Annotated in this window: 19 protein-coding genes; 12 read left to right on the forward strand and 7 right to left on the reverse strand. The window is 66.3% G+C overall.

Annotated features, from left to right (window positions below):
- The 5 genes from EOW66_RS20490 to EOW66_RS07575 all read left to right on the forward strand — a co-directional run.
- Positions 1 to 486, forward strand: a 486-nt coding sequence (locus EOW66_RS20490; RefSeq protein WP_206363675.1) for a hypothetical protein, incomplete at its 5' end; no start/stop codon positions are given.
- Between the two features lie 100 nt (positions 487 to 586).
- Positions 587 to 2110, forward strand: coding sequence for a 2,3-bisphosphoglycerate-independent phosphoglycerate mutase (gpmI, locus tag EOW66_RS07560; RefSeq protein WP_128155820.1), 1524 nt, complete (start codon positions 587 to 589; stop codon positions 2108 to 2110).
- On the forward strand, positions 2107 to 3246 hold the full coding sequence (locus tag EOW66_RS07565; protein ID WP_128155821.1) for a murein hydrolase activator EnvC family protein: 1140 nt from the start codon (positions 2107 to 2109) through the stop codon (positions 3244 to 3246). The genes gpmI and EOW66_RS07565 overlap by 4 nt, the downstream gene beginning before the upstream one ends.
- A 3-nt stretch (positions 3247 to 3249) precedes the next feature.
- Positions 3250 to 4695: a S41 family peptidase gene (locus tag EOW66_RS07570; protein WP_128155822.1), complete on the forward strand. Its 1446-nt coding sequence runs from the start codon at positions 3250 to 3252 to the stop codon at positions 4693 to 4695.
- A 47-nt stretch (positions 4696 to 4742) separates the two neighbouring features.
- On the forward strand, positions 4743 to 5228 hold the full coding sequence (locus tag EOW66_RS07575) for an RNA pyrophosphohydrolase (protein WP_113898318.1): 486 nt from the start codon (positions 4743 to 4745) through the stop codon (positions 5226 to 5228).
- Between the two features lie 3 nt (positions 5229 to 5231).
- On the opposite strand, the gene nadC is transcribed toward EOW66_RS07575, so the two are convergent.
- The 7 genes from nadC to EOW66_RS07610 all read right to left on the reverse strand — a co-directional run bounded on the left by nadC (position 5232) and on the right by EOW66_RS07610 (position 11497).
- Positions 5232 to 6077 carry a carboxylating nicotinate-nucleotide diphosphorylase gene (nadC, locus tag EOW66_RS07580; RefSeq protein ID WP_128155823.1) on the reverse strand — a complete coding sequence of 282 codons (846 nt, stop codon included), beginning with the start codon at positions 6075 to 6077 and terminating at the stop codon, positions 5232 to 5234.
- Positions 6074 to 7624: an L-aspartate oxidase gene (locus EOW66_RS07585; RefSeq protein WP_128155824.1), complete on the reverse strand. Its 1551-nt coding sequence runs from the start codon at positions 7622 to 7624 to the stop codon at positions 6074 to 6076. Before EOW66_RS07585 ends, nadC begins: the two co-directional genes overlap by 4 nt.
- Positions 7621 to 8673, reverse strand: a complete 1053-nt coding sequence (gene nadA / locus EOW66_RS07590) for a quinolinate synthase NadA (protein WP_128155825.1) — start codon at positions 8671 to 8673, stop codon at positions 7621 to 7623. The genes EOW66_RS07585 and nadA overlap by 4 nt, the downstream gene beginning before the upstream one ends.
- A 113-nt stretch (positions 8674 to 8786) precedes the next feature.
- Positions 8787 to 9476, reverse strand: a complete 690-nt coding sequence (dnaQ, locus tag EOW66_RS07595; RefSeq protein WP_128155826.1) for a DNA polymerase III subunit epsilon — start codon at positions 9474 to 9476, stop codon at positions 8787 to 8789.
- The gene (coaE, locus tag EOW66_RS07600; protein WP_128155827.1) at positions 9469 to 10065 is read right to left on the reverse strand and encodes a dephospho-CoA kinase; all 597 of its coding nucleotides are present in this window, start codon (positions 10063 to 10065) and stop codon (positions 9469 to 9471) included. The genes dnaQ and coaE overlap by 8 nt, the downstream gene beginning before the upstream one ends.
- Positions 10062 to 10901, reverse strand: a complete 840-nt coding sequence (locus EOW66_RS07605; protein ID WP_128155828.1) for a shikimate dehydrogenase — start codon at positions 10899 to 10901, stop codon at positions 10062 to 10064. The genes coaE and EOW66_RS07605 overlap by 4 nt, the downstream gene beginning before the upstream one ends.
- Positions 10898 to 11497, reverse strand: coding sequence for a Maf family protein (locus tag EOW66_RS07610; protein ID WP_128155829.1), 600 nt, complete (start codon positions 11495 to 11497; stop codon positions 10898 to 10900). The genes EOW66_RS07605 and EOW66_RS07610 overlap by 4 nt, the downstream gene beginning before the upstream one ends.
- Positions 11498 to 11893: 396 nt before the next feature.
- Between EOW66_RS07610 and EOW66_RS07615 the strand changes: the two genes are divergently transcribed.
- The 7 genes from EOW66_RS07615 (at position 11894) to EOW66_RS07645 (ending at position 19273) form a co-directional block, all read left to right on the forward strand.
- Entirely contained in the window at positions 11894 to 12358 is a 465-nt protein-coding gene (locus tag EOW66_RS07615; protein ID WP_128155830.1) for a CopD family protein, read from the forward strand.
- Between the two features lie 131 nt (positions 12359 to 12489).
- Positions 12490 to 13773 carry a transcription termination factor Rho gene (gene rho / locus EOW66_RS07620; protein WP_206363676.1) on the forward strand — a complete coding sequence of 428 codons (1284 nt, stop codon included), beginning with the start codon at positions 12490 to 12492 and terminating at the stop codon, positions 13771 to 13773.
- 13 nt (positions 13774 to 13786) lie between these two features.
- Positions 13787 to 15070: a tRNA uridine-5-carboxymethylaminomethyl(34) synthesis GTPase MnmE gene (mnmE, locus tag EOW66_RS07625; RefSeq protein WP_128155832.1), complete on the forward strand. Its 1284-nt coding sequence runs from the start codon at positions 13787 to 13789 to the stop codon at positions 15068 to 15070.
- A gap of 12 nt (positions 15071 to 15082) precedes the next feature.
- Positions 15083 to 16945, forward strand: a complete 1863-nt coding sequence (gene mnmG / locus EOW66_RS07630) for a tRNA uridine-5-carboxymethylaminomethyl(34) synthesis enzyme MnmG (RefSeq protein WP_128155833.1) — start codon at positions 15083 to 15085, stop codon at positions 16943 to 16945.
- Positions 16942 to 17562 (forward strand): 16S rRNA (guanine(527)-N(7))-methyltransferase RsmG, encoded by a 621-nt coding sequence (gene rsmG / locus EOW66_RS07635; RefSeq protein WP_128155834.1) that lies wholly within the window; start codon positions 16942 to 16944, stop codon positions 17560 to 17562. The genes mnmG and rsmG overlap by 4 nt, the downstream gene beginning before the upstream one ends.
- Entirely contained in the window at positions 17555 to 18370 is an 816-nt protein-coding gene (locus EOW66_RS07640) for a ParA family protein (RefSeq protein WP_128155835.1), read from the forward strand. The genes rsmG and EOW66_RS07640 overlap by 8 nt, the downstream gene beginning before the upstream one ends.
- Before the next feature lie 3 nt (positions 18371 to 18373).
- Positions 18374 to 19273 (forward strand): ParB/RepB/Spo0J family partition protein, encoded by a 900-nt coding sequence (locus EOW66_RS07645; RefSeq protein ID WP_128155836.1) that lies wholly within the window; start codon positions 18374 to 18376, stop codon positions 19271 to 19273.
- Positions 19274 to 19275 lie beyond the last annotated feature (2 nt).

Raw genomic sequence — 19275 nt, forward strand, 5'->3', positions numbered from 1 at the left:
GCTGACTACTCACATCATCGGGTTGCCCCTAGTGAGCGATATGCTACGGTCCGCGTCGATCTCGACCAAACCGCCCGCATATCTCTTCAGATATCTATCAATTTCAAAGAGCACGGAAATAAAATCAACCAGTTGCGCCCCATCTTCGTGGCGCCGCTAGCCAACCCATCTCCAAATTTCGTCTTGCTTTCCAGTGCCTTGCGGCGCCTTCCGGCGACCGGCGCGGTGTGTTCCGCTTCGGTGAGGCGCTGTTTACGGATCACCGACAAACTCCGCAAGAGACTTTTTCACAAAAAACACATCTCCCGCCAAAAAATCACTCAAGTCATTGTTATTGAATGTTTTTCTTTTCTAGAAATCGGCGGCCCAGGGCGCACTTTCGGCATCAAGCAAGAATGTTTCGCAAATCACCCGATTCAACGAAATCATTCGCCGACCCGGGCCCGGCAGGGGGCGTGGACCATCGAACGGCTCCCCAGAGAATAGGAATAAACGCGCGCGCACGTGTACGAGAGCCGGGCGCCGTAGCTGTTGCCGCGCTCCCGCCGGGCGCGTAAACAGGAACCAGATTTCGCAGGAGGCTCCGATGACCCGTCCGAAACCCGTTGTGCTGTGCATTCTGGATGGCTGGGGCGAACGCCCCGAGACCGAGGGCAACGCGCCTGCGCTCGCCAACACCCCGAACCTCGACAAGGTCTGGGCGACCTGCCCGAAGTCGACGCTGATCACCTTCGGCCCCGATGTCGGCCTGCCGACCGGGCAGATGGGCAACTCGGAGGTCGGGCACACCAACATCGGTGCCGGCCGCGTGGTGGCGATGGACCTCGGCCAGATCGACCTCGCCATCGAGGATGGCAGCTTCTTCAGGAACGAGGCGATCCTCGCCTTCATCGCCAAGGTGAAGGCGGCCGGGGGCCGGGCCCATCTGATGGGCGTCGTCTCGGACGGCGGCGTGCACGGCCATATCGAGCACCTGCTTGCCGCCTGCCGGATGATTGCCGGGGCAGGGGTGCCGGTCGTCGTGCATGCGATCACCGACGGCCGCGACGTCGCCCCCGACAGCGCCGCGCGCTTCATTGATGAGCTGGTGGCGCGCCTGCCCGAAGGCTGCACCGTCGCCACGGTGATCGGCCGCTACTGGGCGATGGACCGCGACAACCGCTGGGAGCGGGTGGGCCTTGCCTATGACGCGATGGTCAAGGCCGAGGGGCTGCAGGCCGCGACGCCCGCCGAGGCGGTGGCGCAAAGCTATGCCAAGAAGGAGATGGACGAATTCATCAAGCCCACGGTGATCGGCGAGTATGCCGGCACCAGGGATGGCGACGGCTTCTTCTGCCTGAACTTCCGTGCCGACCGCGCCCGCGAGATCCTGCGCGCGCTGGCCGAGCCGGGCTTTGCCGAGATCGACGTCTCGGCCCGGCCGGTGTGGTCGGCGCTGCTCGGCATGGTCGAGTATTCGGCGTCCCACAACGCCTACATGGCCACCGCCTATCCGAAGCGCGACCTGGTCAACACGCTCGGCGAATGGGTGTCGAAGCAGGGGATGACGCAGTTCCACTGCGCCGAGACCGAGAAATATCCGCATGTCACCTTCTTCCTGAACGGCGGCAAGGAATCGCCCTGGCAGGGCGAGGACCGCTTCATGCCGAAGTCGCCGAAGGTCGCCACCTATGACCTGCAGCCGGAAATGAGCGCCCCCGAAGTGACCGAGCATTTCATCGGCGCGATCGAGAAGGGCTATGACCTGATCGTGGTGAACTATGCCAACCCCGACATGGTCGGCCATACCGGCAGCCTGCCCGCGGCGATCAAGGCCTGCGAGGAAATCGACCGCGACATGGGCAAGGTGATCGCGGCGCTGAAGAAGGCGGGCGGGGCGATGATCGTCACCGCCGACCACGGCAATTGCGAGACGATGATCGACCCGGTGACCGGCAAGCCGCACACGGCGCATACCACGAACCCGGTGCCGGTCGCGCTGATCGGCGGGCCCGAAGGGGTGAAGCTGCGCGACGGTGGCCGGCTTGCCGACCTCGCGCCGACGCTGCTCGAGCTGATGCAGCTGCCGGTGCCGCCCGAGATGACCGGCAAGACGCTGATCGTCCGTTGATGCGGGCTGCGATCGTTGCGCTGTTGCTGGGCGCCGGGGCGGCTTCGGCCAGCACCGCGACCGATTCTGCGCTGAAGGCGGCGGACGATCTGCGCGCCTCGATCGGCGCGCTCGATGCGGCGCAGACCAAGGCCGACCGGGTCGCCGCGCTGACCGCGACGATCACCGCCTATGAGCAGGGACTTGGCGCGCTGCGCGACGGGTTGCGCCGCGCCGCGGTGCGCGAGCGCGAGATCAGGCAGGGGTTCGATGCGAAGCGCGAGAACATCGGCCGGCTTCTGGGCGTGATGAGCACGATGGAACGCTCGGAAGGGCCGCTGCTTTTGCTGCACCCGGCCGGACCGCTCGGCTCGGCGCGCTCGGGCATGGTGCTGGGCGCGGTCACCCCGGCGCTGCAGGCCGAGGCCGAGAAGATGCGCAGCGACCTCGAGGAGATCAAGGCGCTGCGGGCGGTGCAAGGCAATGCCGAGAAGGTGCTCGAGGGCGGGCTCGCCTCGGTCCAGGCCGCGCGCACCGCGCTGAGCGAGGCGGTGTCGGAACGCACCAAGCTGCCGAAGCGCTATCTCGAGGAGCCGGAGGAGCTGCGCCAGCTGGTCGAAAGCGCCGACACGCTCGAGGGGTTTGCCACCGGCGTTGCCGATCTCGACAGCGACATCGGTGCACCGATGGAGGATTTCGCCTCGGCCAAGGGCAGCCTGCCGATGCCGGTGATCGGCTCGGTGCTGCGCCGCTTCAACGAGGCGGATGCCGCCGGCATCCGCCGGCCCGGTCTGGTCGTGGCGACGGCGCCGGCCTCGCTGGTCACCGCGCCCTGGCCGGCGACGATCCGCTATCGCGGACCGCTGCTCGACTACGGAAATGTGATGATTCTCGAACCGGCCAAGGGCTATCTTCTGGTTCTGGCCGGGCTGGGCACCGTCTATGGTGAAACCGGCGATGTGCTGGCCGCCGGGGCGCCGGTGGGGCTGATGGGCGGCACGGAACCGGGCGCAGAGGAATTCGGTGCCGATTTCGTGCAGGCCGCGCAGAAGGGCGGCAGTGCGGGCCGCTCCGAAACGCTGTATTTGGAATTGAGGAAGGGCAAGACGCCCGTGGACCCCGCCGCGTGGTTCACCCAGACGAAAGACCAGGGGTAGAGTATGAAGAAGTTCGTCATGGCCGCACTCGGCGGCACGGTTGCCGGGGTGCTGATCTCGACGCAGGTTGCCCCGCTGCTGGCACAGGAGGCCGGCAAGCCCGCCTCGGTCTATGAACAGCTTGACCTGTTCGGCGACATCTTCGAGCGGATCCGGTCGGATTACGTCGAACCCGTCGACGACAAGAAGCTGATCGAAGCGGCGATCAACGGCATGCTCAGCTCGCTCGACCCGCATTCGAGCTATCTGCCGCCCGATGATTACGCCGACATGAAGGTGCAGACCCGCGGCTCCTTCGGCGGCCTCGGCATCGAGGTGACGCAGGAGGACGGCTTCGTGAAGGTCGTCTCGCCGATGGACGGCACGCCGGCCGCCGAGGCCGGCATCCAGTCGGGCGATTACATCACCCATGTGAACGGCGAGAGCCTGATGGGCCTGACCCTCGATCAGGCGGTGGACAAGATGCGCGGCCCGGTCGGCAGCGAGATCACCATCACCGTCGCGCGCCAGGGCCAGGCCGATCCGTTCGATGTGACGATGACCCGCGACACGATCAAGCTGACCGCGGTCAAGGGCCGGCTCGAGGGCAATACCGTCGTGCTGCGGATCACCACCTTCAACGATCAGACTTTCCCGAACCTTCAGGAAAGTCTGAAAAAGGCGGTCGAGGATGCCGGCGGCATGGACAAGGTCGACGGTATCGTGATCGACCTGCGCAACAACCCGGGCGGATTGCTGACCCAGGCGATCTCGGTTTCCGACGCCTTCCTCGACAAGGGCGAGATCGTCTCGACCCGCGGCCGCAAGCCCGAGGACAGCGAACGCTGGAACGCGACGCCCGGCGATCTTGCGCAGGGCAAGCCGGTCGTGGTGCTGATCAACGGCGGCTCGGCCTCGGCCTCGGAGATCGTCACCGGCGCATTGCAGGACCATCACCGCGCGATCGTCGTCGGCACCAAGAGCTTCGGCAAGGGCTCGGTGCAGACGGTGATGCCGATCCGCGGCGAGGGCGCGATGCGGCTGACCACGGCGCGCTATTACACACCCTCGGGCCGCTCGATCCAGGCGCTCGGCATTCAGCCCGACATCGTCGTGCCGCAGCCCGACGCCGTTCCGGCCGACGATCAGGCAAGCGAGGACAAACCGGCGGCGAAGACCCGGTCGGAGGCGGATCTGCAGGGGATCCTGTCGAACGACTCGATGACCGAGGACGAGAAGAAGCAGGCCGAGGAAGAACGCGCCAAGGCCGAGGAGGCCGCAAAGCTGCGCCTGCAGGACTTCCAGCTCGCCTATGCCATCGACATCATCAAGGGCATGAAGGTGATGGCGCAGGACACCGACGCCGATCCTTCGACGCCCGCGGCGGCACCCGCGGCTCCGGCCGGGGCCGCGCCGGAAAAGGCGCCGGAGAAGGCGCCGGTGAAACCCGCGCCGAAGCCCGCGAACTGAGATCCCGGGGGGCCGATCGGCCCCCCTTTTTCGCCAGGAAGAAGACCATGACCCCCGAAGAAATCGCCGCCCTCCCGTATCGCCGCAATGTCGGCGTGGTGCTGATGAACCCGCAGGGCCTGGTCTTCACCGGCCAGCGCATCGACAGCCCGGTTCCCGCCTGGCAGATGCCGCAAGGCGGCATCGACGAGGGCGAGAAGCCGAAGGAAGCGGCGCTGCGCGAGCTGTGGGAGGAAACCGGCGTGCGCCCGGATCTGGTCGAGAAGATCGCCAAGACGCGCGACTGGATCACCTATGACCTGCCCTCGGATCTTGTCGGCAACATCTGGAAGGGCCGCTACCGCGGGCAGAAGCAGAAATGGTTCCTGCTGCGCTTCCTCGGCCACGACAGCGACGTGAACATCGCGACCGAGCATCCCGAATTCTCGGTCTGGGCCTGGAAGCCCCATACCGAGGTGCTTGAGGGCATCGTGCCCTTCAAGCGCGCGGTCTACGAGGCGGTCTTTGCCGAATTCCGCGACTATTTCGCCTGAGCCTCAGAAATCGAGACCAAGGTCGAGCGTGCGCGCCGAATGGGTGAGCGCGCCCGACGAGATATAGTCGACACCCGTCGCCGCAACCTCGGCGATGCGGGAAAGCTGCATGTTTCCAGAGGCTTCCAGAACCACACGGCCGGCGGCAATGGCCACGGCGCGGCGCAGGGTCGGGGTGTCCATGTTGTCGAGAAGGATCACATCGGCACCGCCCACGGCCAGCGCTTCTTCCAGCTGATCGAGGCGGTCGACCTCCAGCTCGACGCGCATCATGTGGCTGCGCGCGGCCTTCGCCGCCTCGAGCACGGCACGGATGCCACCCGCCGCGGCAACGTGATTGTCCTTGATGAGAATCGCGTCCGACAGACCGAAGCGATGGTTCGAGCCGCCGCCATGCGCGACCGCCATCTTCTCCACCACCCGCAGGCCCGGGGTGGTCTTGCGGGTGCAGGTGATGCGGGTTTTCGTGCCGCGGGTCTCGGCGACAAAGGCCGATGTCAGGGTGGCGATGCCGCTCAGCCGGCCGGCGAAATTCAGCGCGACCCGCTCGCCCATCAGGATCGAGGCGGCCTCGCCCTCGATCTGCATCAGCGTGTCGCCGGGCGCGATCGGGCTGCCGTCGGTGACCTGTGTTTCCACGGTCAGCGTCGGGTCGACCAGACGGAAGGCGAGGGCGGCGATCTGCATCCCCGAGACCACGCCCGCCTCGCGCGCATTCAGCCGCGCGGCATAGCGGACGCCCGCCGGCACCACGGCGCGGGTGGTGACATCGCCCATCGGCGACAGGTCTTCGGTCAGCGCCGCGCGCACCAGCGGTTCAAGCAGGAAATCGGGCAGGGGAGCGGTCATGGTTCCTCCGTCGCGCGGGCGCGGATCGCGCGCGCCTCGTCAAGCGTGATGCGGGTGCGGCAGGCCCGGGCCGGGTCCGCCTGCGGAAAATCGGCGCGGAAATGGCCGCCGCGGCTTTCCTCGCGCGCCAGCGCCGCCGCGGCGATCAGCGTTGCCGTGGCGGTCATGTTGCGCAGCGAGTCGCCGGTGGCCGCGGCCTCGATCCCGGCGATGGTGCGCAGCGCGGCTTTCAACCCGGCAGCGGTGCGCACCACGCCGACGCCATTGGTCATCGCCGCGCGCAGCCGGGTGACCGCGGCCTCGTCGGTGACCTCATCCCCCTCGGGGATTTCAAGAGGCACCTCGGGCGCAGGCGCCATCGGCACGGCTTCGGAAATCCCCTCGGCACAGATCCGGGCAAAGACCAGCGCCTCGAGCAGCCCGTTCGAGGCAAGCCGGTTCGCCCCGTGCAGCCCGGTCGACGAGGCCTCGCCGCAAACCCACAGATGGTCAAGCGAGGCGCGGCCATCCTCGGTCACGTCGATGCCGCCCATATGGTAATGCGCGGCGGCGGCAACCGGGATCGGCTGCGACACCGGGTCTATGCCGGCCCGTTTGCAGGCCTGTGCCACGGCCGGGAATCGGGTCAGAATCTCGGCCCCCAGACAGGCGCGGGTATCAAGCGCCGGGGCACGGCCGGCCTGACGCTCGAGATAGACGGCGCGGGCGACGATGTCGCGCGGCGCAAGTTCGGCATCCTTGTGAACGGGCAACATGAAGCGCTCGCCCCGCGAATTCACCAAAACCGCGCCTTCTCCGCGCAATGCCTCGGTCGCAAGCGGGGCAGGGTCCTCGCCACTCGCAATCGCGGTCGGGTGAAACTGCACGAATTCCGGATCGGCGATGCGGGCGCCGGCGCGCGCCGCCATGCCGATCACCTGCCCCCGGATCCGCGGCGGGTTGGTGGTGACGGCAAAAAGCCCGCCCGAACCGCCCCCCGCCAGCAGCACCGCCGGCGTCCGGATCAGGAGCTTGCCCGAAGGCGTGTGCGCCTTCTTCACCCAGACCCCGGTGACCACGCCTTGCGTGACCTCGAGCGAGGTTGCCAGAATCCCTTCGACCACCTGGATCGAGGGGGTGGCACGCACGGCGGCAATCAGCGTCTGCATGATCTCGTGCCCGGCCTGATCTCCCTTCACCCGCACCACGCGGGCGGTGGAATGCGCGGCCTCGCGCGACATCACATAGCCGCCTTCGGGGCTGCGGTCGAAGGGCGTGCCAAGCGCGGTGAGGTCGAGAATGCGGCGCGGCGCCTCGCCGGTCACCAGCCGGGCGATGGCCGGGTCGACGATGCCTGCACCTGCGGTCTCGGTATCGCGGGCATGGGCCGCGGGGCTGTCACTCGACGCCATCGCCGCGGCAACACCGCCCTGCGCCCAGGCGGAGGAGGCGCCTTCGCCCAGAACCTCGGGCGAGATCACCAGAACCGGATGCGGGGAAAGCTTCAGCGCGGCATAAAGCGCGCCGAGCCCGGCCCCGACGATCACGATGCGGGAGGTTTCGATCACTTCGCGATCTTCCGCGACAGCTCGATCATCCGCTCGACCGCGACCCGCGCCTTCGCGGCGATGGCGGGATCGACCGTGACCTCCTCGGTCCCGGTATGCAGCGACCACAGGATTTTCTCGAGTGTGATCTTTTTCATGTAGGGGCACATGTTGCAGGGCCCGACGAAATCCACATCCGGCAGCGCGTCGGCAATGTTCGACGCCATCGAGCATTCGGTGACCAGCATCGCGTGGCTCGGATGCTCGCGGGTGACGTAGTCGATGATTCCCGAGGTCGAGCCGGAGAAATCCGATTCGGCCACCACGTCGGGCGGGCATTCCGGATGGGCGATGATTCGCGTCTCGGGATGCAGCGCGCGGAACTCGCGCAGGTCCTGCGCCGTGTATTGTTCGTGCACGATGCACGAACCCGCCCACCAGACCACACGCTTTGACGGAACCTGTTTCGCCACGTTCTGTGCAAGGTATTGATCTGGCGTCATAATTACCGTGTCTTCCGGCATTGCCGCGACAATTTGCGCTGCGTTGGCAGAGGTGCAGCAAATGTCGGAGGCGGCCTTCACAGCGGCTGTCGTGTTGACATAACTCACGACCGGAGCACCGGGATATTGGGCCCGCATCTGGGCGATTCCCTCCGGCGTGATCGATTCGGCCAGCGAGCAGCCGGCCTCGACATCGGGAATCAGCACCGTCTTCGCCGGGTTCAGGATCTTCGAGGTCTCGGCCATGAAATGCACACCGCATTGCACGATCACCTGCGCCTCGACCTTCGTCGCCTCGATCGCCAGCTGCAGGCTGTCGCCCACGACATCGGCAACGCCGTGATAGATCTCCGGCGTCATGTAGTTATGCGCGAGGATGACGGCGTTCCTCTCGCGCTTCAGCCGGTTGATGGCGCGGATATAGGGCGCGTGGCGGGCGAAGTCGGGCAGGGGGACGACGCGGTCCATCCGGGCGTGGATGTCGCGCATCTCCTCGGCCAGTGTCAGCGACGGCGCAAGGTCATAGGCCTCGGCCAGGGTGGCGCGCATCACGGCAAGGTCCAGCATGTTTCCTCCCGACACATGAGAACGAGCCAGCATGTAAGGGCTCGGACCTCCGGGGGAAACAGCAAAGTTGCCGGAAGTGATGAATTTATGAAACTTTTATCGGATGGTCCGGATCAGCGGTTCCAGATCGCCTTCTCGCCCAGCTTGGTGACGAAGGCGGCATGCGCCTCGGCCTCTTCCGGGGTGATGCACGAGGGCAGGGGGACCGGGCGCGGGCGCGGCCGCCAGTCATCCTCGGCGCTCGCATTTTTCGCGCGCGAGGTGTCCACCGTCAGGCCGAAGACCGGCTGCCGGCCTCCGATCAGCTCGAGATAGACGTCGGCGAGGATTTCCGAGTCGAGCAGCGCCCCGTGCAGGGTGCGCGAGGAGTTGTCGATGTTGAACCGCCGGCACAGCGCATCGAGCGAGGCGGGCGAGCCCGGAAAGCGGCGGCGCGCCATCATCAGCGTGTCGAGCGCGCGGTCATTCGCGATCAGCGGCTTCTTCGCCCAGCCCAGTTCCGCGTTCAGGAATTTCATGTCGAAGGCGGCGTTGTGGATGACGAGCTTTGCTTCCTCGCCGATGAAATCGAGAAAATCCTGAGCGATGGCGGTAAAGACCGGCTTGTCGCGCAGGAAGTCATTCCCCAGCCCATGCACCTCGAAGGCCTCGGTCGGCATGTCGCGCTCGGGATTGATATACTGGTGATAGGTGCGGCCGGTCGGCACGTGGTTGAACAGCTCGATCGCGCCGATCTCGACGATGCGGTGGCCTTCGGTCGGCTCAAAGCCGGTGGTTTCGGTATCGAGGACGATTTCACGCATGGCGGGCCCGGATCTCGGCAATCAACTGGCGCACGGCGGCACGGGTGCCCTCGATCGTGTGGGTCTCGATCACATGATGGGCGCGGGCGCGCTTGTGCGCATCGGGAAGCTGGCGCGCGAGGATCAGATCGAGCTGTGCCTCGGTCATCGTGCCGCGGGCCAGGACCCGGGCACGCTGATGCTCGGCCGGGACCGAGACCACAAGCACCGCATCGCAGATCGTATCGGCGCCGGTTTCGAACAGCAGCGGGATGTCCAGCAAGATCAGATCGGCCTCGGAATGGGCCGTGATGAACTCCATCCGCGACGCGGTGGTCAGCGGATGAACGATCGATTCCAGCCGGGACAGAGCCTGTTTGTCGCCATGCAGCACCTCGCGCAGGCGCGCGCGGTCAACGGCACCGTCGACGACAACGCCCGGAAAGGCCTCGGCGATCGCCGGCACGGCGGCACCGCCCCGGGCGTAAAGCGCATGCACCGTCGCGTCGGCATCCCAGACCGGCACGCCTTCCTCGGCGAACATCTTCGCCGTGGTCGACTTGCCCATGCCGATCGAGCCGGTCAGGCCAAGAAGAAAGGGTCTGTTCATGCCGAAAGCACCGCTTCGCGCAGCTCGGCCGTCACCTCGGGGCGATGGCCGAACCAGCGCTCGAAACCGGGAACAGCCTGATGCAGCAGCATGCCCAGCCCGTCGACCGTGGTGCAGCCCATGGCCGCCGCCTCTTCCAGAAGTTTCGTGCGCAGCGGAGTATAGACGCAATCCGTCACCACGGCGCGGGCATCGAGCGCATCCAGCGGCACGCGGAACTCGGCCTTGCCCTCCATGCCAAGCGAGGAGGTGTTCACCACGGTGCGGGCGTCCTCCATCATGTTGCCGGCCTGAACCCAGTCATAGACGACGACACGGGCGCCGAATTCGGTGCGCAGCACATCGGCCCGCGCCCGGGTGCGGTTCGAGATCCGGATCTCGGGCACGCCGACCTCGAGCAGCGAGGCGACGATGGCACGCGCCGCCCCACCGGCGCCGATCACCGCCGCCGGCCCCTCGGCCGGCGCCCAGCCCGGCGCGCCCTCGCGCAGGTTGGCGATGAAGCCGTAGCCGTCGGTGTTGTCGGCATGGATGCGGCCGTCGGGGCGGAAGATCAGCGTGTTCGCTGCCCCGATCAGCGCGGCGCGGTCCGACACCACATCGGCCAGCGCCAGCACCGTTTCCTTGTGCGGGATGGTGACGTTGCAGCCGACGAAACCCGCCTTCGGCAATGCGCGCAGCACCGTCTCCAGGTCTTCGGCTGCCACATCCATCGGGATGTAATGGCCGCGGATGCCATATTGCTTCAGCCAATAGCCATGCAGCGCCGGCGAACGCGAATGCGCGATCGGCGAGCCGATGACACCGGCCAGCGGAATCCGGGGATGGTCGTTCATGTCGTCAGATCTCCGCGCACATGCAGCCAGTTCAGGAACTCGATCAGCGGGAGCCCCAGAACGGCAAAGTAGTCGCCTTCGACGGCAGAGAAAAGCCGCACGCCCTCTTCCTCGAGCTTGTAGCAGCCGACGGCAGTGCGAATGCTGTCCCAATTGCGCGCGACATACTCCTCGATGAAGGCGTCGGAGAGCGGATGCATCCGCAGCCGGACCTCGGCGACATGGCGCCAGAGCGGGGCCCCGTCGCGCAGCGCCACCAGCGCCGACAGCAGCCGGTGCGTCTGGCCCGAGAGCGCGCGCAGATGCGCAATCGCCTCTTCGGGCGTCTCTGGCTTGGCGAAGATCCGGCCTTTCAGCTCCAGCACCTGATCGGCACCGAGGACCAGGTGCCCCGGCCGCCGCGCCGAGATTTTCGCCGCCTTCATCTCGGCCAGCGCATCGGCGATGTCGCGCGGCGTCGCGCCGTCGGCCTCGAGCGCGGCGCGGATCGCCTCTTCGTCGATGCGGCCGGGCAGGACCTCGACCTCGATGCCGGCGGCGCGCAACAGGCGCGCGCGGATTTCAGAGGAAGAGGCGAGGGTGAGGGCGAAGGTCATGTGGACAACATCCGGGAGAACTGCCGGGGCAAAGCTGTGGAGCCACCGGGGTGTGGAATTTCCTCCACCGTTCTGGCGTGTTTCGGCCTGGAACGAAAGCAGACTCTGCACCTGTGACTCCGCGCCGCGGGCAAATGTGAGCGACTCATGATTCGAAGCGAGTCGCCCCGGGTTTTCCACAGATTCGCCCCGCCCGATGATTTCGTGAATCTCATTGAATATGAAAGAAAATTTCCCCATATCCAGAATCCGAAACGGCGATGCGGCGACTCTTGTCCACCCTGGGGAAAACTGCCCTGAAACCGAGTAATCCCCACTATCCACAGGGCAATCATCATCATCATCTTTTCTTTAAATCTTTTTTTTCTTTATGAAGTGATGCGAACGGAGGGACCGATGACCGACTTTCTGCTGACCGCCTACCCCTGGGTCAAAAGCCTGCACGTCATGTCCGTGCTCGCTTGGATGGCCGGGCTGTTCTACCTGCCACGGCTCTACGTCTATCACGTCGAGGGCCTTCAAAAGCAGGGCGTCACCCGCGGATCGGACATGGAGCTGCTCTTCCGCCATCAGGAACGTCTGTTGATGAAGGCAATCATGGCGCCGGCGATGATCTCGAGCTGGCTGTTCGGGCTGCTCCTCGTCTTCACCCCGGCGGTGATCGACTGGTCCGCCGCCTGGCCCTGGGCCAAGGGCGCCGCGGTGATCGCGATGACCGGCTATCATTTCTTCCTCGAGGTCGCGCGCAAGCGCTTCGTCGCCGGCGAAAACCGGATGACCGGCCGGCAGTGGCGGATGATGAACGAGGTCCCGACGCTTCTGATGATCGTCATCGTGATCGCGGTGATCGTGAAATTCTGAGCATTCGTTGACTCGCAGCGTTTCAGGGCTTATCTGCGGGATCAGCCCCGGCCGTCCGGCCGACAGGTTCTTCTGAAGACGATGATGGACACGCGCTGCCGGGACGCCGGCCGGCGCCCTTTGCGGATGAAATGTCGATGAACACCGAAACCGAACGGCTCAATCTTGCGGATCTGAAGGCGAAAAGCCCGAAGGACCTGCTGGCGATGGCCGAGGACTGGGAAATCGAGAACGCCTCGACCATGCGCAAGGGCGAGATGATGTTCTCGATCCTGAAAGAGCATGCCGAGGAAGGCGTCGAGATCGGCGGTGACGGTGTGCTCGAGGTGCTGCAGGACGGTTTCGGCTTCCTGCGCTCGCCCGAGGCGAACTATCTGCCCGGCCCGGACGACATCTACGTCTCGCCCGACATGATCCGGCAATACAGCCTGCGCACCGGCGACACGGTCGAGGGGATCATCCGCGCACCCGGCGAAAACGAGCGCTATTTCGCGCTGACCTCGGTCGAGCGGATCAACTTCGAGGACCCGGACAAGGCCCGCCACAAGGTCGCCTTCGACAACCTCACGCCGCTCTACCCCGACGAGCGGCTGAAGATGGAAATCGAGGATCCGACGATCAAGGATCGCTCGGCGCGGATCATCGACCTCGTGGCGCCGATCGGGAAGGGGCAGCGCGGCCTGATCGTCGCGCCGCCGCGCACTGGTAAGACGGTTCTGCTGCAGAACATCGCGCATTCGATCGCCACCAATCATCCGGAATGCTACCTGATCGTGCTGCTGATCGACGAGCGGCCGGAAGAAGTGACCGACATGCAGCGCTCGGTGAAGGGCGAGGTGATCTCCTCGACCTTCGACGAGCCGGCGACGCGGCACGTTGCGGTCGCCGAAATGGTGATCGAAAAGGCGAAGCGCCTGGTCGAGCACAAGCGTGACGTGGTGATCCTGCTCGACTCGATCACCCGCCTTGGCCGCGCCTACAACACCGTGGTGCCGAGCTCGGGCAAGGTGCTGACCGGCGGTGTCGATGCGAACGCGCTGCAGCGGCCGAAGCGCTTCTTCGGTGCCGCGCGCAACATCGAGGAGGGCGGCTCGCTGACGATCATCGCGACGGCGCTGATCGACACCGGCTCGCGCATGGACGAGGTGATCTTCGAAGAGTTCAAGGGCACCGGCAACTCGGAAATCGTGCTCGACCGCAAGGTGGCGGACAAGCGCGTCTTCCCGGCGATGGATATCCTGAAGTCGGGCACCCGCAAGGAAGACCTGCTGGTCGACCAGAAGGACCTGCAGAAGACCTATCTGCTGCGCCGCATCCTGAACCCGATGGGCACCACCGATGCGATCGAGTTCCTGATTTCCAAGCTGAAACAGACGAAGTCGAACGCCGAGTTCTTCGATTCGATGAACGGCTGAGGTCGTTCGGCCGATGGACACCATCTTCGCCCTGGCGACAGCCCGCGGAAAGGCGGGCGTCGCGGTCGTCCGCATTTCCGGCCCGCGGGCATGGGCGGCGGCCGAGGTGCTGGCCGGGTCCTTGCCCGCGCCGCGCCAGGCCGGGCTGCGCCGGCTGCGGCTGGAGGGCGAGGAACTCGACGAGGCGGTGGTGCTGTGCTTTGCCGCGGGGGCGAGTTTCACCGGCGAAGAGGTGGCCGAGCTGCATGTGCATGGCGCGGTGGCGACGGTTGCCGCGATTCTGCGGGCGCTTTCCGGCATTGAGGGGCTGCGGCTCGCCGAGCCCGGCGAATTCACCCGCCGTGCGCTGGAGAATGGCCGGCTCGACCTTGCCCAGGTCGAGGGCCTGTCGGACCTGATCGAGGCGGAGACCGAAGCGCAGCGCAAGCAGGCGCTGGCGGTTCTGTCCGGCGCTGTCGGGCTGGTGGTCGAGGACTGGCGCGCACGGCTGATCCGGGCGGCGGCGCTGCTCGAGGCGACGATCGACTTTGCCGACGAGGAGGTGCCCGTCGATGTGCGCCCCGAGGTGACGGCGCTGCTCGATGGCGTCATTGCCGCGCTGCGTGACCAGATCGCGCGGGTGGGGGCGGCCGAGCGCGTGCGCGAGGGGTTCGAGGTGGCGATCGTCGGCCGGCCGAATGCCGGCAAGTCGACGCTGCTGAATGCGCTGGCCGGGCGCGAGGCGGCGATCACCTCGGAAATCGCCGGCACGACGCGCGACGTGATCGAGGTGCGGATGGACCTTGGCGGGCTGGCCGTCACCTTGCTGGACACGGCCGGGCTGCGCGAGACCGGCGACGTGGTCGAGGCGATTGGCGTCGAGCGTGCGCTCGCGCGTGCGGCGCAGGCGGATCTGCGGATCTTCCTGCTGGATGGCGCGGAAGTGCCGCTGCTGGCCCCGGTGCCGGGCGACCTTGTGGTGCAGGGCAAGGCCGATCTTCAGCCGGGCGCGGGGTTTGCGGTTTCCGGCAAGACCGGCGCCGGGCTCGACCGGCTGATCGCGGAGGTCACCGCACGGCTGCAGGATCGGGCCGCGGGAGCCGGGGTGATGACGCGCGAGCGGCATCGGGTGGTGATGGAGCGCGCATTTCAGGCTTTGGAATCGGCGAGAAATGAGGTATTGCGCGGCTCCGACCGGGTCGAGCTTGCTTCCGAAGGGCTGCGCCAGGCAGCACGGGCGCTTGAATCCATGGTCGGGCGGGTGGATGTGGAGCATCTTCTCGACGAGATTTTCGCGAGCTTCTGCATCGGCAAGTGAGGAGTGTTTCACGTGAAACATCTTGACGTCATCGTCGTCGGCGGCGGTCATGCCGGCACCGAGGCAGCCCATGCGGCGGCCCGGGCAGGGGCGCGCACGGCGCTGGTCACGCTGCGGCGCGAGGCGATCGGCGTGATGTCGTGCAACCCGGCGATCGGCGGGCTTGGCAAGGGCCATCTGGTGCGCGAGATCGACGCGCTCGACGGTGTGATGGGCCGTGCGGCCGATTTCGCTGGCATCCAGTTCCGCCTGCTGAACCGGCGCAAGGGGCCGGCCGTGCAGGGCCCGCGAGCGCAGGCTGACCGCAAGCTCTATCGTCTGGCGATGGCGCGGCTGACCGCGGCGCAGGAGAACCTCGAGGTGATCGAGGGCGAGGCCGCCGATCTGATCGTGACCGAAGGCCGCGTCGCCGGGGTGCGGCTGGCCGATGGCAGCGAGATTGGCGCGGCTGCCGTGGTGCTGACCATCGGCACCTTCCTGCACGGCGTCATCCACATCGGCGATCAGCGCCAGCCCGGCGGCCGCATCGGCGACAAGCCGTCGATCGCGCTGGCCGACCGGCTGCGCGATCTGTCCTTGCCGCTTGGCCGGCTGAAGACCGGCACGCCGCCGCGGCTCGACGGGCGCAGCATCGACTGGTCCGTCCTTGACAGCCAGCCGGGTGACGACGATCCGGCGATGTTCAGCTTCCTGCACAAGGCGCCCTTCGTGCGGCAGATCTCCTGCGGCATCACCCATACGAACGAGCGCACGCATGAGGTGATCCGCGAGAACCTTGGCCGCTCAGCGATGTATGGCGGTCATATCGAGGGGGTCGGGCCGCGCTATTGCCCCTCGATCGAGGACAAGGTCGTGCGCTTTGCCGACAAGACCTCGCATCAGGTGTTCCTGGAGCCTGAGGGGCTGGATGACGACACGATCTATCCGAACGGCATTTCCACCTCGCTGCCGGTCGATGTGCAGGAGGTCTATGTCCGCTCGATCCGCGGGCTGGAGGAAGTGCGCATCCTGCAGCCGGGCTATGCGATCGAATACGATTTCGTCGATCCGCGCGCGCTGACCCCGACGCTCGAGCTGCGCGAACAGCCGGGGCTTTATCTTGCCGGGCAGATCAACGGCACCACTGGCTATGAAGAGGCGGCGGCGCAGGGGCTGGTGGCCGGGCTGAACGCGGCGCGTGCCGCGCAGGGGCAGGGGGCCGCCGTCTTCAGCCGCACGAACAGCTATATCGGCGTGATGATCGACGATCTGGTGACGCGCGGTGTGGCCGAGCCCTATCGCATGTTCACCTCGCGCGCCGAGTTCCGCCTGTCGCTGCGCGCCGATAATGCCGACCAGCGGCTGACGCCGATGGGCATCGCGCTTGGCTGTGTGGGGGCGGAACGGCAGGCGGCCTTTGCGCAGAAGATGGAGGCGCTGGAGACCGGCCGGGCACTGCTCGATTCGCTGGTGCTGACGCCGAAGCAGGCGGTTTCCGCCGGGCTGAAGGTGAACCAGGACGGCAGCAAGCGCTCGGCTTTCGAGCTTCTGTCCTTCCCGGACATCGGCCTGACCGAGCTGTCGGGTGTGTTCCCGCAGATTGCCGAACTGCCCGCCGAGATCGCCGATCAGCTTGCCAAGGACGCGCTCTATGCCAGCTATATCGAGCGACAGGAGCGTGACGTGGCCGCAATGAAACGCGACGAGAACTGGGAAATTCCGGCCGATTTCGACTATGCGGCGCTCTCCGGCCTGTCGAACGAGCTGAAGCTGAAACTTGGCCGGGCGCGGCCGCAGACGCTTGCCCAGGCCAGCCGGGTGGACGGTGTGACGCCGGCCGCACTGGCGCTCATCCTTGCCAGCCTGCGTCAGGCCAGCCGGGCGGCCACGGCATGAGCGTCGAAGCCTTTTCCGCCGCCGTCGATGTTTCACGTGAAACACTCGACCGGCTGACCGCCTACGAGGCGCTGCTGCGCAAGTGGAATGCGGCAATCAACCTGGTCTCGCCGCAGACGCTTTCCCAGGTCTGGACGCGGCACTTCCTCGATTCGGCACAGATCTTTGCGCTTGGCCCGGATACGGCGCGGACCTGGGCCGATCTGGGTAGTGGCGGCGGCTTTCCCGGGCTGGTGATCGCGGTTCTGGCGGCGGAAAAGCGCCCCGATCTGGCGGTGACACTGGTCGAGAGCGACCGGCGCAAATCGGCCTTCTTGATCACCGCGGCGCGCGAACTCGGCCTTTCCGTTGCGGTGAAAAGCGAGCGGATCGAGGCGCTTGCGCCTCTTCAGGCCGATATTCTCAGCGCCCGGGCGCTGGCTCCGCTCACCGATCTTCTGGGCTTTGCCGAGCGGCATCTTGCCCCCGGCGGTATCTGCCTGTTCCCGAAAGGGGCCCGCTGGCGTGAAGAGCTTGCGCCGGCGCGCGAAAGGTGGTCCTTTCAGCTCGATCCGCATCCCAGCGAAACCGAGTCCGAAGCCGTCATCCTGCAGATCGATGGAGTGAAACGTGTCTGATCCGACGCGGCCGCCCGGGCCCAGAATCATCGCCGTCGCCAACCAGAAGGGCGGGGTGGGCAAGACCACCACCGCCATCAATCTTGCCGCGGCGCTGGTCGAGGCCGGGCAGCGCGTGCTGCTGGTCGATCTCGACCCGCAGGGCAACGCCTCGACCGGGCTCGGCCTCGAGACCGAGGACCGGAAATCGAGCACCTACGAGCTGATCCTCGAAGATGCGCCGCTTTCCGCGGTGGTGCAGGAAACCCGTATTGCCGGTCTCTGGATCTGCCCGGCGACCACCGATCTGTCCTCGGCCGACATGGAGCTCGTGTCGAACGAAAAGCGCAGCTTCCTGCTGCATGACGCGCTGCGCCAGCCCGATATCGACGTCTTTGCGCTTGATTACGTGCTGATCGACTGCCCGCCGTCGCTCAATCAGCTGACGGTGAACGCGATGGTCGCGGCGCATTCCGTTCTGGTGCCGCTGCAGGCGGAATTTTTCGCGCTCGAAGGCCTGTCGCAGCTGATGCTGACGATCCGCGAGGTGCGGCAGAGCGCCAATCGCGACCTGCGCATCGAGGGCGTGGTGCTGACCATGTATGACGTGCGCAACAACCTGTCGCAGCTGGTCGAGGCGGATGCGCGCAACACGCTGGGCGAGCTCGTGTTCCGCACGATGATTCCGCGCAACGTGCGGGTGTCCGAGGCGCCGTCCTATGCGATGCCGGTGACCAGCTATGATTCCGGCTCGCGCGGGGCGAGTGCCTATCGCGCGCTGGCGAGCGAACTTCTTGCGCGGCATGCCGCGGCGAAAACCAGGGGATAAGGGATGGCGGAAAAGAAACCCGAGCGGCGTGGTCTGGGGCGGGGCCTGTCGGCGCTGATGGCGGATGTCCATCTGGCACCCGCGGCCGAAGCCGCGGCGACGCCGCGCCGGGCGGAAATGTTCGTCCCGATCGAGAATATCGAGCCTAATCCGGACCAGCCGCGCCGCGATTTCGAGCCCGAGGCGCTTGATGAACTTGCCGCCTCGATCCGCGAGAAGGGCGTCATCCAGCCGCTGATCGTGCGTCGCCATCCGCGCAAGGAGGGGCAATACGAGATCGTCGCCGGCGAACGCCGCTGGCGTGCCTCGCAGCTTGCCCAGCTGCACGAGCTGCCGGTGATTCTGCGCGAGTTCACCGATAACGAGGTGCTCGAGGTCGCGATCATCGAAAACATCCAGCGCGCCGATCTGAACCCGCTGGAAGAGGCGCTCAGCTATCGGTCGTTGATGGATCGTTTCGGCCATACCCAGGAAAAGGTGGCCGAGGCGCTGTCGAAAAGCCGCAGCCATATCGCGAACCTGCTGCGTCTGCTGAACCTGCCCGACGAGGTGCAGGGGATGCTGCGCGCCGGCAAGCTGAGCGCAGGCCATGCGCGCGCGATGATCACCGCGCCCGATCCGGTCAAGCTGGCACGCGATACCGTGGCCAAGGGGCTCTCGGTGCGCGATGTCGAACGACTGGCGAAAAAGTCGGTGACGCCGCCGGGCGAGGGGGCACCGAAGCCGCGCCGCCCGTCCGAGAAGGATGCCGATACCCGGGCGCTGGAAGGCGATCTGAGCGCTAGCGTTGGTATGAAGGTGGTAATCGACCACAAGGGGTCGGAAGGTGGCCTCGTCACCATCGCCTATCGCGACCTCGACGAGCTCGACCGGATCTGCTCGCTGCTCAGCGCCGGGCGCTGAGG

The sequence above is a fragment of the Paenirhodobacter huangdaonensis genome, assembly GCF_004022465.1.
Classification (GTDB): domain Bacteria; phylum Pseudomonadota; class Alphaproteobacteria; order Rhodobacterales; family Rhodobacteraceae; genus Rhodobacter; species Rhodobacter huangdaonensis.

Coding starts and splice junctions, on each gene's coding strand:
- gpmI (WP_128155820.1), top strand. CDS start 587: ATGACCCGTCCGAAACCCGTTGTGCTGTGCATTCTGGATGGCTGGGGC.
- EOW66_RS07570 (WP_128155822.1), top strand. CDS start 3,250: ATGAAGAAGTTCGTCATGGCCGCACTCGGCGGCACGGTTGCCGGGGTG.
- EOW66_RS07575 (WP_113898318.1), top strand. CDS start 4,743: ATGACCCCCGAAGAAATCGCCGCCCTCCCGTATCGCCGCAATGTCGGC.
- nadC (WP_128155823.1), bottom strand. CDS start 6,077: ATGACCGCTCCCCTGCCCGATTTCCTGCTTGAACCGCTGGTGCGCGCG.
- nadA (WP_128155825.1), bottom strand. CDS start 8,673: ATGCTGGACCTTGCCGTGATGCGCGCCACCCTGGCCGAGGCCTATGAC.
- dnaQ (WP_128155826.1), bottom strand. CDS start 9,476: ATGCGTGAAATCGTCCTCGATACCGAAACCACCGGCTTTGAGCCGACC.
- coaE (WP_128155827.1), bottom strand. CDS start 10,065: ATGAACAGACCCTTTCTTCTTGGCCTGACCGGCTCGATCGGCATGGGC.
- EOW66_RS07605 (WP_128155828.1), bottom strand. CDS start 10,901: ATGAACGACCATCCCCGGATTCCGCTGGCCGGTGTCATCGGCTCGCCG.
- EOW66_RS07610 (WP_128155829.1), bottom strand. CDS start 11,497: ATGACCTTCGCCCTCACCCTCGCCTCTTCCTCTGAAATCCGCGCGCGC.
- EOW66_RS07615 (WP_128155830.1), top strand. CDS start 11,894: ATGACCGACTTTCTGCTGACCGCCTACCCCTGGGTCAAAAGCCTGCAC.
- rho (WP_206363676.1), top strand. CDS start 12,490: ATGTCGATGAACACCGAAACCGAACGGCTCAATCTTGCGGATCTGAAG.
- mnmE (WP_128155832.1), top strand. CDS start 13,787: ATGGACACCATCTTCGCCCTGGCGACAGCCCGCGGAAAGGCGGGCGTC.
- rsmG (WP_128155834.1), top strand. CDS start 16,942: ATGAGCGTCGAAGCCTTTTCCGCCGCCGTCGATGTTTCACGTGAAACA.
- EOW66_RS07645 (WP_128155836.1), top strand. CDS start 18,374: ATGGCGGAAAAGAAACCCGAGCGGCGTGGTCTGGGGCGGGGCCTGTCG.